Source organism: Bordetella sp. 15P40C-2, from assembly GCF_009763235.1.
Lineage (GTDB): Bacteria > Pseudomonadota > Gammaproteobacteria > Burkholderiales > Burkholderiaceae_B > Bordetella_A.
This window is the reverse complement of record NZ_WSJA01000018.1, coordinates 40,678-54,548: the sequence shown is the minus strand read 5'-3', so window position 1 is coordinate 54,548 and position 13,871 is coordinate 40,678. Positions and strand designations below refer to the sequence as shown.

Sequence of the window (13,871 nt, the reverse complement as noted above, 5' to 3'; positions counted from 1 at the left end):
CCGTCGTGATGGCTGCCGTCAACGTGGTTTTGCCGTGGTCAACGTGACCAATCGTACCCACGTTCACGTGCGGCTTGGTACGTTCAAACTTGCCTTTTGCCATGGCTGACTCCTGACCTGGATTGAAGCTTCTGACTTAGAAGAGAACAAAAATTCTGTGGTGCCCATGACGCGGATCGAACGCGTGACCTCTCCCTTACCAAGGGAGTGCTCTACCACTGAGCCACATGGGCAACTTTGGAGCGGGTGAAGGGAATCGAACCCTCGTCGTAAGCTTGGAAGGCTTCTGCTCTACCATTGAGCTACACCCGCGAGTTTCCTTTCACCACTGGTCCCACATCTGCTACACCAGGTCTGCGACAGCTTGCGCTGACAACCGGGCCTAACATCAAGAATCCAGGCACGAGGCCTGGATCCAAAATATGGGTCTCTGGTGGAGAGGGTTGGATTCGAACCAACGTAGGCGCAAGGCCAACAGATTTACAGTCTGCCCCCTTTAACCACTCGGGCACCCCTCCAGCGGAGAACTTGAGATTATGAACACTTCGAAATCGAAAGTCAAACGTATGTGGGGGTTTTTCGCAAAAATATTTGAAAAATCGACATGACGGCCGCGCGCGGCGTCTGTTTCACGCCAATTTCCCCCCCGACACGACCTAATATTCGTCAAATAGGGTCTGCAATTCGACAGGGTCGGAAGTTTTCATCAGCCCTAGCATCAACAAAATGCGCGCTTTCTGGGGCGAAAGGTCGCCGACCGCGATGAACCCCATGGCTTCGTCGTCGACTTCGACGTTACGGGCCACGTGGCCGCTGCCGCAGCGGCTGGCACGGGCCACGATTACGCCACGTTGCACAGCTCGATGGAGAGCCTGTAGCACCGCCTGACTACCATTGCCGTCGCCCACGCCCGACAACACGATGGCGCGCGCCCGCGCCGACAGGTAATCCACAACGTCATGATTCAGATCGACGGTGGCAAACAGGATATCCACACGCGGCCATGCCCGGTCCAGCAAATCTACGGAAAATGCGCTATTGACGGTATGACGCGGTTCGTTGCGTGAATAAAACACGGCGCGCTCGCCGCGCATCACCCCTGCCCTGCCCCGGTTCGGCGACGCAAAGGCATCGATGCCATTGCAGGCCACTTTTTGGACTTCCCGGGCATAGTGGATGTCTTCGTTCATCACGACCAGGGGCCCGCGTGCGCGCGCCGAGTCGCTGGCTGCCAGCGCCACGGCATACAACACATTGGCCGGACCGTCCGCGCCCAGCGCCGTCGCGGGACGCATGGCGCCTGTCAGGACGACAGGCTTGTCGTGCCGGATGACCAAACTGAGAAAGTACGCCGTCTCTTCGACGGTATCGGTGCCATGCGTAATGACGATGCCATCAATGTCAGGATCCTGACACAGCGCGTCTACGCGCCGGGCCAGCGCGGCCCAGATGGCGAAACTCATATCCTGGCTACCCACATTGGCCAGTTGTTCTGCCTGGATATGCGCAAGCCGGTCCAGGCCGGGCACGGCGGCAAGCAGATGCTCGACGGATAACGCACCCGCACGGTATGCGTGCGCGTCGTCCTGCACCCGCACGCCTGCAATCGTGCCGCCGGTCGCCAAGACCGCGATGGACGGCCGCTTGCCCTCAGGCATCGAGCACTCCGGATAAGCCTTGCCGCTCGAGCAAGGCGTTCAGATGTTCCCAGCCATGGAAATCGATGACGATTTGCCCTTTCTCGCGCGCGCCGAGCTTGAGCGCCACGCGCGTGCCTAATTGGTCGGACAAGGCCTCCTCAAGACGGGCAACGTCTCGCGAGGGACCGCTGCTGGCTTTACGCGCTGGGGCATCGGCCTCTTTGGCGGCCTTGCTGACCAGTTTCTCTGCTTCGCGCACCGACAGGCGTTTGGCAATGATGAGGTTGGCGAGCTGAATCTGCATCGCCGCATCGACCGCCAGCAGCGCGCGCGCGTGGCCCATATCGATGTCTCCGGCGAGCAACATGGTTTGCACCGGAGCGGCAAGATTCAATAAGCGCAGCAGATTGCTGGTGGCCGAACGCGAACGGCCAATCGCCGTGGCCGCCTGTTCGTGCGTCAAACCGAATTCTTCCAGCAGACGACGCACGCCATGCGCTTCTTCGAGCGGGTTCAGGTCTTCGCGCTGAATGTTTTCGATCAGCGCCATAACGGCGGCATTTTCGTCGGCCACCTCGCGCACCAGAACGGGCACCTCTTTCAGACCCGCCAGCTGGGCGGCACGGAAACGGCGTTCGCCCGCGATGATTTCGTATTCGCCCGGACGATCATTAAGCGCACGCACCAGAATCGGCTGCATGATGCCCTGGGCACGGATCGACTCCGCCAGCTCGTTCAGCGCGCCTTCATCCATGCGAGTGCGGGGCTGATATTTGCCAGCGCGCATCTTGCTCACCGGCAACGTCGAGGGCAGGCGCTCGCCAGCGGGCGCCTGCTCGGCCGGCTTCGGGATGAGGGTATCGATCGCGGGGCCGTCCGCTCCTAGCAGAGCGTCGAGTCCGCGACCGAGACCTTTAGGTTTTTTGGTGGCCATGTCGAAAAATCCTTAGTTACTACTCGCTTAGCTTGCTGGGGAGTTCTCGTTCGCCGAACAATGGGCATCCATCGAACCGTCGTGGACGCCAGACGGCAACAATACCGTTACTCGGGGAAGCGATACAGGGTGGATAACCCCAGCGGCATGAGTCGCGAGTTCATCATTCCATGGTTTCGACGCGCTTGACCATCTCGGCGCCGAAAGAGAGATAAGCTTGGGCGCCGCGCGAGGCCTTGTCATACACCACGCCGGGCAACCCATAGCTGGGGGCCTCGGCCAAGCGAACATTGCGCGGGATCACCGTGGTGAACACCTTATCGCCAAAGTGCGATTCCAGCTGTGCGGACACCTGCTGCTGCAGCGTCATCCGCGGATCGAACATGACGCGCAACAGGCCGATGAATCGGAGCTCGTCGTTGATATTGCGATGCACGCGCTTGATGGTGTTGACCAAATCCGACAGACCTTCGAGCGCGAAGTACTCGCATTGCATGGGGATAACCACGCCATGCGCCGAGGCCAATCCGTTCAACGTCAGCAGAGACAGCGTGGGCGGACAATCGATCAGCACGAACTCGTATTGCGTCGCCACCTCGCTGATCGCCGTCTTGAGCTGGCGTTCGCGCGCCTCCATATTGATCAGGTCGATCTCGGCGCCGGCCAGTTCGCGGTTGGCCGGCAAGACGTCATAGCCGCCCGCCTCGGAACGCACACGGGCCGTTTCGATGGTGGCATCGCCAATCAGTACGTCATACAGCGTCGATTGCAGCGAGCCTTTGTCGATGCCGCTGCCCATCGTGGCGTTGCCCTGCGGGTCCAGATCGATCAACAGCACGCGCTTACCATGCGAAGCCAGGCTAGCCGCGAGGTTAATGGCGGTAGTGGTCTTGCCCACGCCTCCTTTCTGGTTCGCAATGCAAAACACACGCGCTCGGCGCGTGCTGGACGAATTGGTGTTCATAGATTTCCTTGACTGCGGCGCATCCAGATCAGGCAACGCTGTGCTTCAAGTTGCGGGACTTTCAGCATCTGGATGTCTTCAACGTGCCATTCGCCTTGCTGATGCAGGGCGTGTATTTCTTCTTCGGGGACCTTCCCTTTCATCGCGACGAGGGTACCACTGTCGCCCACATGGCGGCCAGCCAGCGTCGCAAAATCGATCAAGGAAGCGAAGGCTCGCGACGTGACGATATCGCACTGCGCCGGTGTGATGGCCTCCACTCGCGCGTGCAGCGCCGCGAGGTTCGGCAAAGCAAGGACGCCGGACATCTGGCGCACGAACGCCATTTTCTTCTCGACGGCATCCACACACGTCACCTGCCATGCAGGCCGCGTGACGGCGATCACAACACCCGGTAACCCCGCGCCCGAGCCGATGTCATACACCTTGGCGTTGTCTGCGGGATTAGCGGTGCGAGACAAGGGGTTCACCACGCTCAGGCTGTCAAACAGATGCTGGATCAGCATCTGCTCGGGATTGCGGATCGCGGTGAGGTTGTAGGTGCGATTCCAGCGCTGCATTTGCGCCAGATACTGCAATAGCTGTTCGGTTTGGGCGGGCGTAAGCGGCAGCTCCAGCATGTCGCAGGCATGCTGGAGCTGTTGCGCGAGCCGGACCTCGGTCGCGGCGCTCATGCGGCTTGCTTGCGCGAGCCGTAATGCAGGCGCTTCAGGTGAATGAGGAGTAACGATATTGCCGCGGGCGTCACGCCGGAAATGCGGGCCGCCTGGCCGATGGTTTCGGGCCGATGTGCCTTGAGTTTCTGGCGGACTTCGAACGACAGACTGCTGACGGCGTCGTAGTCCAGATCAGCTGGAATCCGTTGCTGCTCGTGCGCAAGATGTTTTTGCACCTCGTCTTGCTGGCGCGCGATATAGCCGGCGTACTTAACCTGAATCTCGACTTGCTCGGCCAACACGTCGTCCTCGCTCACGCCGGGACCCGCCAGCAGGCTGCCATCGACAAGCGTCGCACTCATCAGCGTCTCGTAAGTCACCGACGGCCGCTTCAACAGATCCGCTAGTGAGTACTCACGTTCAATTGCCTTGCCCAATAGCTTTTCCGCATCTTCCGCAGGGAAGCTGCGGGGATTAACCCAAGTCGACTTCAAGCGTTCGATTTCGGCCGCGACAGCGTCGCGTTTACGGCTAAAGGCATCCCAGCGCGCATCATCCACCAGACCCAACTTGCGACCGATCTCCGTCAGACGCAAATCGGCATTGTCCTCGCGCAGGCTGAGGCGATACTCGGCACGCGAAGTGAACATCCGGTATGGCTCGGTCACGCCGCGAGTGACCAAATCATCGACTAGCACGCCCAGATACGCTTCATCCCGACGTGGCGTCCATTGCTCTCGATCCAATGCTTGCAACGCCGCGTTGGCGCCCGCGAGCAGACCCTGCGCGGCCGCCTCTTCATAGCCGGTCGTACCGTTGATCTGGCCAGCGAAATACAGGCCGGATATCGCCTTGGTCTCGAGTGTCGACTTCATTCCACGTGGATCGAAGTAGTCGTACTCAATGGCGTAACCCGGGCGCAGGATGTGTGCGTTTTCCAGCCCCGGGAGTGAATGGATCAAGTCCCACTGCACGTCGAAAGGCAAGCTGGTCGACACGCCGTTCGGATACACCTCGTGGGTGTCCAAGCCCTCCGGCTCCAGAAATACCTGATGCGATTCTTTATCGGCGAAGCGATGAATCTTGTCCTCGATAGAAGGACAATACCGCGGACCTACCCCTTCGATAACGCCGCTATACATCGGCGAACGGTCTAGCCCCCCGCGAATGATGTCATGCGCGCGCGCATTAGTATGCGTGATCCAGCAAGGCAACTGGCGCGGGTGCATAGACGCATTGCCCAGGAACGAAAAGACGGGCACCGGATCCAGATCACCGGGCTGCTCCTCAAGCACGCTGTAATTAATCGTGCGTCCATCAATGCGAGGAGGTGTGCCGGTCTTCAGACGGCCTTGCGGGAGCTTCAGCTCTTTCAGACGTTGACCCAGCGAGATCGCGGGTGGATCCCCTGCCCTACCGCCCGAGTAATTTTGCAGCCCAACGTGAATCAGGCCATTCAAGAACGTACCGGCGGTAAGTACCACCGTTCGCGCGCGAAACTGCAGACCTATCTGAACCACAGCGCCAACCACGCGATCACCTTCCACCATGAGGTCTTCCACCGCTTGTTGGAAGATCCACAAATTGGGCTGGTTCTCCAGGCGCGAGCGGATCGCTTTGCGATATAGCACACGGTCCGCTTGAGCACGCGTCGCTCGCACCGCCGGCCCTTTCGAACCGTTAAGGATGCGGAACTGAATACCGGATTCGTCGGTGGCCAGAGCCATTGCGCCACCCAGGGCGTCCACCTCTTTAACCAGATGCCCCTTGCCGATCCCGCCAATCGACGGGTTGCAGGACATCTGACCGAGAGTTTCGATGTTGTGGGTAAGGAGCAGGGTATTGGCGCCAATGCGCGCCGCCGCCAATGCCGCTTCGGTACCGGCATGGCCGCCGCCGACGACTATAACGTCAAATTCGCGCGGGTAATTCATGATGAGGGCTGATGAAAGAGCTTGATAAACCACATTATAGTGGCGGGAGCGAAGTTGTTTCACGTGGAACAGTGAACGAAGTTGTATCTGGGCAGCTACTGCAGCTTCGGGTCCGTATTACTGCGGCGGCGGGCCGTCCGCTTTACCTAAAACTCCGCACCGGACGGCTAATGCCGCCTGGACCCCACGTGCCCGTACACGGTAAGGCGATTAACGCCAGGACGGCAGAGTCTGCCGATGTTTCACGTGGAACATCGGCCATCTTGCATTGGGCTAATCCGCAGCCAAGCGCGCGCCAACAACCATTCGATCGCCTGCTCTTTCATCAGCGAAGGCGCGAGCCCCAAACCCGAGGCCAGGGCGAGTCCACTAACCATGTCAATTCTCAGGCCACGGATTCAGCCTTATGTGGCGCATACATCCCGCGCCCAGAACAAGATCGCCGCGTCGCTACGTTATAAAACACATTAGACGGAACGGCGACACACGTGCCTAGGCGTTACACAGGAAGGATGGCCTTTGCGAGAGGGACATGCCCACCTCCCATGGCTCGTTGCCGGCCCTTCGATACAGCACAGCGGTAAACCTAGCTCATCAAAAACAGGGATGGGGCGTTTCGGCACGTATCACCAGCCGGGTGCCAACTGACGTAGATCCACCGATCGATAGCCAGCGCGCGAGTGGTCTTAAATAAAGTATGAGGCCAGCAGAGCTAGCCATACGGCGACACGATGCTGCGCACCACCACCAATAACCAGTTCTGTGTGCATGCCAAGCGTTGGATTCACTAAAGGTGGTATACACCTCAGTGAGACAATCGGCGCCGCAGAAGCTCTGCATGTTAGGCATAGTCATTCAGAGGGCGCTTCCAGAAACACTCCTCGAGCCGCGCCCATGGTCGAAGCCCGGAATTCGGAGAGTGTCCCGCGCCGCATAAGTCGTCAATGCCTGACCGCTCATGCTTTCCATGCAGTGTTCCACGTGGAACATACGCCGCGAACAATGCGCTCACGAGGCCAAATTTCCTCCCATGAGCGTCACCACAGGCATATAGACTCGCGAGTTGGCCTGTGTCCTCCCGCGGCTGCTTCGGTGGGCCGCAAAATTACAGAGTCATCGCCGCTGTAAGCACTGCGCTTTAGGAGGACTCATGGCCTCCAGCGGTGCGCAGAATAGAAGTCCGACACACCCTTCCCCAGCACGTCTGACAGCCGTCGCCAGCCGCCAACGCAGTCCCGGTCGTTGGCCTGAGGGGTGCGCCGGCCCGTTGAGCGGCGGGGAGTCGCCGAAGGCGACCGAGGCCCTTGCTCATGGGCCGAGCCGCTGCGATAGGGCCGGCGCACCCCTCAGGCCAACGGCCGGGACGTCAATAGCACAATGTCCCAGGCATGTTGAGGCTCTACCCCGCCCCGACGTGTCAGGGCACATTGAAAAGAATGAAGCCATAACCCCCGCCGGCAGCACACGCAGGCCACACCTCCTCTGCTTTGCCGCAGGGTCTGCATAAACTTGTCCACTATAGAGGTGAACACGTATCTTCCCGCCCGATGGATTCTGCACAACAGGCCCGCTCTGCGAAAAGTCTGGGAGCAAGGTGCGACTCAAATCGGTACGTCGCTAAATGGTGCGAGGCCCAACGGCGATCACACGAGGTACCTACGCTCTACCCGCACCAATCGCTGCCAGCGGGCGCTCTCCTCATGTGTTTCACGTGAAACAAGAACAGACTGCCGTCGCCGTCCCGACCTGATTCAAAGAATTCCGTCGACTCCCCATCGAAAGGACTCGCAATCCTAAAACGCTTCTGTCGCGATGTACCAGCATTGCGACCCGCTCATATAGAAAACCCGACAACGCGGACTTTCAACAGGATGATGACCCCCACAGCCGACACAGCAGTTCAGAACACTAGTATGCAGAATGCCTAAGTTGCTGCGCCATGTGCGTCCGTTTACGGCCTCTACCTATCCGAAAGAGATATCCACACGTCCGGAGAGGATAGGAACCGCCTTCGTAAATTGTCAGAGCGAGCCGACGAATAAGGACCATGCTCTACACCGGGAATAAGATCAAAGCCCTATCTACAACTACCAAACCTAGCCCCTGCCCCATCCAACGTTGCACCGTTTCACGTGAAAAGGACCCTCATCAATTATTCACAGCCACCGGCGGATAAACATCGAGCCACACACTTATCCCCAGCATCCGAACCACCGAGCGCATAGCCCCGTCCACCAAAACCCTGTCGATTTAGCACAAGTACATGAAGGCATAAAAAAACCGCTTCGAAGCGGCCGATATCCACAAAATTCGAAGAGCCGTTTTAGCTTCAACCACCCCCCAACAATCATAGAAAAGCGATGGGGATAATTTTGTGAACAAGTGAGCCGCCCGGACTCAAATATCCGCCTTGCGCATGCACCACTGTGCCGCATCTAGCGATCCTGATTCAGCAGACCATGCCGCCAAACCTTCGCTTAAGCCTTGAAATTCAAAGGAAAAACGGCCACACCTGCGAAAGAACGCGCCAATGACCCCAAATGCCGCGTCTTCATACCGCTCACAATCGACGTACCCATATTTTTGTGCAGAACTCCGCAATTCAAACCGAAAACGCTGCCAGCGGCGAAACCGTTCGGACGTTAAAAGGGGTGCCCAAACCGAAAGTTATACCCAAAGTTATCCACAGGCTGAATGACCGCCCACAAATGAAAACGCCCCAAGGCGTAAGCCTAGGGGCGTCGTAGCCAGGTCGAACCCGGCCTGCGGGGAAAGCGGGATTCCCCGATTAGAGCGGACGGATCTCCGCCGCTTGAGGTCCTTTCGGACCATCCTTAACTTCAAATTCCACTTCTTGGCCTTCGTTCAGGCTGCGATAGCCGCGGCCTTGGATGGCGGAGAAGTGTGCGAATACGTCGGTGCCACCAGCGTCCGGAGTGATGAAGCCAAAGCCCTTATCGGCGTTGAACCACTTAACCTTGCCCTTCTGAATCATTATTCAAGCGTCCCTGAAAGAAAAAATTGAATTGCTAGTGAATCAAGGACGCCGACTAGTCAGGTCAGAGGCCTGTGCAACGCTTGAATCAACCGCGGGAATCAGCATACTCACGCATCTTTGACTTAACAAATAGTTGTTTTCCCCTATGTCGTATTTTTAAAAAATGGGCCATGTGAAATATCGACGTCACCTCATGCCAGTAGGCCACTCGGCACGCGTTAGTGGGATACTTGCGTCACACAATTTCCTCATCAGTCGCGTACCCAACCATGATCCGCTCCAAGCTGCCCGACGTAGGGACCACCATCTTTACCGTGATGAGCCGATTGGCCATCGAGCATCAAGCCATCAACCTGGGGCAAGGCTTCCCCGACTTCGACCCCGACCCGCGCCTGTGCGAATTAGTTACTAAAGCCATGGCCGCTGGCCACAACCAGTATCCCTACATGCCCGGCGTCGCCGCCCTGCGCGAAGCCATTGCCGAGAAGATCCGCGGACTTTACGGCCACGCCTACGATCCCGAAACAGAGATCACCGTGACCAGTGGCGCGACCGAGGCGCTGATGGCCACGGTGCTCGCGGCCGTCAATAGCGGCGACGAAGTGGTGGTCATCGAGCCGTGCTACGACTCTTACCTGCCGGCCATCCGGTTGGCCGGCGGCACCGCGGTGCCTGTGCCTTTGCGCGCCCCGACCGCGCAAGACCCCTACTACCGCATCGACTGGCAGCGTGTTCGTGACGCGATCACCTCGCGCACGCGCCTGCTCATGCTGAATTTCCCCCATAACCCCACCGGCGCGGTGCTGGAAGAAAGCGATCTGGACGCGCTGGAAAGCATTGTGCGCGACACCGGCGTGCTGCTCTTGTCGGACGAGGTGTATGAACACATCGTATTCGACGGTAAACCGCACGCCAGCCTGTCACGGCGTCCTTTGTTGGCCGAGCACGCCTTCGTCATTTCTTCCTTCGGAAAGACCTATCACGCGACCGGATGGAAAATGGGCTACTGCTGCGCGCCCCGCCAGCTGAGCGCCGAATTGCGCAAGGTGCATCAGTTCATGGTGTTCACCGTATCCACGCCGATGCAGGTGGCCCTGGCTGAATACATGCGCGATCCCAAGCCGTACATGGAATTGCCCGCGTTTTACCAGGCCAAACGCGAACGGCTGGCCGAAGGCCTGCGGCAAACGCGGTTCAAGCCTTTGCCCAGCCCAGGAACCTTCTTCATGCTGGCGGACTACAGCGCGATTTCAAGCCAATCCGAGGCCGAGTTCGCGAAGTGGCTCACCATGGAACACGGGGTGACCGTCATTCCGGTGTCGGCGTTCTATCAACGGCCCGACGAGGAGGCCTCTAATCACGGCCTGGTGCGTTTTTGCTTCGCGAAGAAGGATGGCACACTGGATCAGGCAATCGAGCGCCTGAGGGGCGTTTAAAGCGGTCTGCGGGGGCGGCTTATGTCGTCGCCGGCATGTAAGCCGCCACCCGACGACGCGGCCTTCACCCGCCCCAACGACAAAAGGACGGAAAACCTGAAGTTTTCCGTCCTTTTCTTTATTGCCTTTTTACCGTTCAGGCAGCCGGATTCGCGGCTTTGCGACGCTGACGCAGCTTACGCAACGATTGCGGCACGATCACCACCGCCAGGGCGGCAATCCACAGACCGATCGACACATTGCTCTGGAACAGCACGGACACGTTGCCATCGGTGATCGACAGCGCGCGGCGCAAGTTCTGCTCCATCATGTCTCCCAGTACCACGCCAAGCACCAGCGGCGCCATGGGTACACCGAACTTGCGCAGGAAGTAGCCGATCGTACCGATGCCCACGACCAACAACAGGTCGAATGTCCCCGCGTTGATCGCATACACGCCGATGAAGCTGATGCTGAGAATGCCAGGGACCATCAGCCAACCCGGCACCGACAACACTTTCGAGAACACGCGCACCATCGGCACGTTCATGATGAACAACAGCACGTTGGCGATAAAGAGCGAGGCAATCAGACCCCACACCAGTTCCGGCTTGGTGTCGAACAGCACAGGACCCGGCGTGATGTTGTAGAGCGTCAGCGCGCCCATCATCACCGCGGTCGTGCCCGATCCCGGTACACCCAGCGTCAGCATCGGCACGAACGAACCGATGGCCGAGGCGGTGGCGGCCGATTCCGGCGCAACCAGACCACGCATATCGCCCTTGCCGAACTTGGCGTCGGGGTCTTTGTTTTCGATGATGCGCTTTTCTTGCGAATAAGCGACGGCGGCCGCCACACTGGCGCCGGCACCCGGTAAAACACCCACGCCGAAACCGACCAGCGAGCTGCGCACGATGCTCCACCAGGTGAAGGCCAGCTCTTTCAGATTGAAAATCTTACGACCGCTGGATTGCACTTCGACGCTTTGACCGCCCGTGACTTTTTCCAGCATCTCCAGCATTTCGGCGACCGCGAACAGCGCAATCACCACGACCACGAAGTCGATACCGTCGGACAGGTGAACCGAATCGAAGGTATAGCGATACACGCCAGAGTTGGAGTCCACGCCAATGGTTGCGATGCCCAAACCGATCATTGCAGCGAGCACGCCCTTGATCGGCTGCTTGCCAAGCAAGCTGGTCAGGCAGCAGAACGCAAACACCATCAGGACGAAGTATTCCGCCGGACCGAAAGCCAGCGCCCATTTCGCCAGCATGGGGGCGAGCAGAATAATGCCGGTAACCGAGACAATCGCACCGACGAAGGCCGACGCCGCCGACAGCGACAGCGCCACGTTAGCCATGCCTTGACGCGCCAACGGATAGCCGTCCAGCGTGGTCATGATGGCGCTGGCCTCGCCCGGCACGTTCAGCAGAATCGAGGTGATACGACCGCCATATTCGGCACCCACATACACGGCGGCCAGCAGGATCAGTGCCGTTTCCGGCGGCAGGTTCATCGCGAACGCGATGGGGATCAGCATCGCCACGCCATTGATCGGCCCCAGACCGGGCAACACCCCGACCATCGTACCGATGAACGAACCGATCGCCGCCACCAGCAGGTTGGTCAGCGAAAAGGCAACGCCAAAGCCTATGGACAAATGATCGACAATGCCGCTCATAGCAGATCTCCCAACAAGCCGGCGGGTAGCACCACGTCCAACGCTTTATCAAACAACAAGAAGAAGAAAACACCCATGATCACGCCGCCCAGGGCACTCTTGCCCCAGCCACCGCCGAACAAGCGTCCGACGTATACGGTCATCAAGGCCGTTGCGATGACAAAGCCCAGCCACTGAAACAGAAACGCATAGGCCGCGGCACCCAGCACCATCAGGGCGATGCGCGGGTTCGCGCCGGGAGGATTGCCTTCGACGGGGTTACCACCCTTGATCGCCAGACGCAGGCCGCAAAGCCCGATAATCAGCGCGATCAATAGCGGAAATGCGCGCGGCCCAACGGGTTCGTAGGCGAAAGGCGCCTCGATATCCCAGCCTGCCCAGGTCATCAGGGCGGCCAGAACCAGGGCACAAATGCCCAGTGTCCGATCAGTCATGATCTTTTCTTCCTGAAATTCGGCGCGCCGTGGGTTGATAGTGCGAGCGGATGCTCATGACGGCACGCGGGACGGGTGCGCCGGATAACGGCGCACCCCAGACGGCAATGCGCCTTCTGTTACTTCTTGATCAGGCCAAAGCTATCGGCCAGTGCATGGTATCTCTTGACTTGCTCTTTGACGTAGGCGTCCAGCTCGGGACCCGTCTTGGCAAACGGGAAGAGACCTTGCTGATCACGCAGCTTGGCGTATTCCGGGGCAGCCATGGTTTTGTTGAAAGCATCGACCCAGAACTGATAGGCCTCGTCCGACACTTTCGGGCCAACGTAGAAACCACGGATGATGGGCCAGTTGATGTCGTAACCCTGATCTTTCGCCGTCGGGATGCTGTTCAGCTTGCCCGGCAGACGTTCGTCGTTGAAGACAGCCAGCACACGAATGGGGGCGCCACCTTCGAGCATGGTGAACGCTTCCGCCGCATCACCCATGTAGGCCTGAATATGGCCACCACGCAAAGCGGTCACCGCCTCGCCGCCGCCTTCAAAGGCCACGAAACGCATCTTGCGATAGTCCACACCTGCCGCCTTGGCGGTCAGAGCGGCTTTCATCCAGTCCTGGCTACCCACGGTGCCACCAGCGCCCAACACGATCTTGGAAGGATCTTGCTTGAAGGCTTCCATCAGGCTCTTGAGGTCCTTGTACGGGGAGTCGTCGCGCACGACAGCCACACCGTAGTCGGTACCGATACCCGCCAGCCAGCGCACGTCATCGACGTTGTATTTGCCGAACTTGCCTTGGGCCAGGTTCAGCAAGGAACCACCCGAGAACGCCACGATGGTGCCAGGCTCATCGGGATGCTGAGCCACGATGTTGTTGTAGGCAACCGCACCAATGCCACCAGGCATGTAGACGATGCGCATAGGCTTTTGCAGCGCGCCGCTCTGCTTGAGGCCTTCGACAGCCAGACGACAGGTCAGGTCAAAGCCACCGCCAGGCTGGGCGGGCGCAATACATTCCGGCCGACGCGGTTCGTCGGCGGCTTGAGCGCCGGCAGTCATGCCGAGAGTCATGGCGCAAGCGCCCATTACCGCGGCGAGGCGGGCTTTCGAGAAGAGTTGCATTGTGCGGTCTCCGTGAATCGCTTTTTAGATGTCATCGTGAGCGGATCAAGTCTGCAAAAACACAGACAGTGATCGACGGAACCGAACCGTA

The 13,871-nt window shown here is 59.0% G+C and carries 11 protein-coding genes and 3 tRNA genes; 1 reads left to right on the top strand and 13 read right to left on the bottom strand.

Translation table 11 applies throughout. The features are described 5' to 3' along the window. The 10 genes from GOQ25_RS08445 to GOQ25_RS08400 form a co-directional block, all read right to left on the bottom strand. Positions 1-103 (bottom strand): GTP-binding protein (locus tag GOQ25_RS08445; RefSeq protein WP_033456734.1); only part of this gene is annotated, 103 nt, incomplete at its 3' end. Positions 104-158: 55 nt separating this feature from the next. Further along, positions 159-233: transfer RNA gene (locus GOQ25_RS08440), tRNA-Thr, on the bottom strand. A gap of 5 nt (positions 234-238) precedes the next feature. After that, positions 239-312 (bottom strand) — tRNA-Gly (locus GOQ25_RS08435). A 119-nt stretch (positions 313-431) separates the two neighbouring features. Then, a tRNA-Tyr gene (locus tag GOQ25_RS08430) sits at positions 432-518 on the bottom strand. Positions 519-656: 138 nt separating this feature from the next. Next, positions 657-1,658, bottom strand: coding sequence for an asparaginase (locus GOQ25_RS08425; RefSeq protein ID WP_160350022.1), 1,002 nt, complete (start codon positions 1,656-1,658; stop codon positions 657-659). Continuing rightward, positions 1,651-2,574 (bottom strand): ParB/RepB/Spo0J family partition protein, encoded by a 924-nt coding sequence (locus GOQ25_RS08420; protein WP_160350021.1) that lies wholly within the window; start codon positions 2,572-2,574, stop codon positions 1,651-1,653. The genes GOQ25_RS08425 and GOQ25_RS08420 overlap by 8 nt, the downstream gene beginning before the upstream one ends. A 163-nt stretch (positions 2,575-2,737) precedes the next feature. After that, the gene (locus GOQ25_RS08415) at positions 2,738-3,538 is read right to left on the bottom strand and encodes a ParA family protein (RefSeq protein ID WP_160350020.1); all 801 of its coding nucleotides are present in this window, start codon (positions 3,536-3,538) and stop codon (positions 2,738-2,740) included. After that, entirely contained in the window at positions 3,535-4,212 is a 678-nt protein-coding gene (gene rsmG / locus GOQ25_RS08410; RefSeq protein ID WP_160350019.1) for a 16S rRNA (guanine(527)-N(7))-methyltransferase RsmG, read from the bottom strand. The genes GOQ25_RS08415 and rsmG overlap by 4 nt, the downstream gene beginning before the upstream one ends. Beyond that, positions 4,209-6,128, bottom strand: a complete 1,920-nt coding sequence (mnmG, locus tag GOQ25_RS08405) for a tRNA uridine-5-carboxymethylaminomethyl(34) synthesis enzyme MnmG (protein WP_160350018.1) — start codon at positions 6,126-6,128, stop codon at positions 4,209-4,211. Before mnmG ends, rsmG begins: the two co-directional genes overlap by 4 nt. A gap of 2,788 nt (positions 6,129-8,916) precedes the next feature. Continuing rightward, positions 8,917-9,123 (bottom strand): cold-shock protein, encoded by a 207-nt coding sequence (locus GOQ25_RS08400; RefSeq protein ID WP_160350017.1) that lies wholly within the window; start codon positions 9,121-9,123, stop codon positions 8,917-8,919. A gap of 272 nt (positions 9,124-9,395) precedes the next feature. Between GOQ25_RS08400 and GOQ25_RS08395 the strand changes: the two genes are divergently transcribed. After that, a complete protein-coding gene (locus GOQ25_RS08395; RefSeq protein WP_160350016.1) occupies positions 9,396-10,562 on the top strand; it encodes a pyridoxal phosphate-dependent aminotransferase in 1,167 nt (388 codons plus the stop codon). A 136-nt stretch (positions 10,563-10,698) separates the two neighbouring features. Here GOQ25_RS08395 and GOQ25_RS08390 read toward each other — a convergent pair whose 3' ends face one another. The 3 genes from GOQ25_RS08390 to GOQ25_RS08380 all read right to left on the bottom strand — a co-directional run bounded on the left by GOQ25_RS08390 (position 10,699) and on the right by GOQ25_RS08380 (position 13,780). Beyond that, positions 10,699-12,225 (bottom strand): tripartite tricarboxylate transporter permease, encoded by a 1,527-nt coding sequence (locus GOQ25_RS08390; RefSeq protein ID WP_160350015.1) that lies wholly within the window; start codon positions 12,223-12,225, stop codon positions 10,699-10,701. Beyond that, positions 12,222-12,659, bottom strand: coding sequence for a tripartite tricarboxylate transporter TctB family protein (locus GOQ25_RS08385; RefSeq protein WP_160350014.1), 438 nt, complete (start codon positions 12,657-12,659; stop codon positions 12,222-12,224). The genes GOQ25_RS08390 and GOQ25_RS08385 overlap by 4 nt, the downstream gene beginning before the upstream one ends. A gap of 119 nt (positions 12,660-12,778) precedes the next feature. Next, positions 12,779-13,780: a tripartite tricarboxylate transporter substrate binding protein gene (locus GOQ25_RS08380; protein ID WP_160350013.1), complete on the bottom strand. Its 1,002-nt coding sequence runs from the start codon at positions 13,778-13,780 to the stop codon at positions 12,779-12,781. Positions 13,781-13,871: the final 91 nt, after the last annotated feature.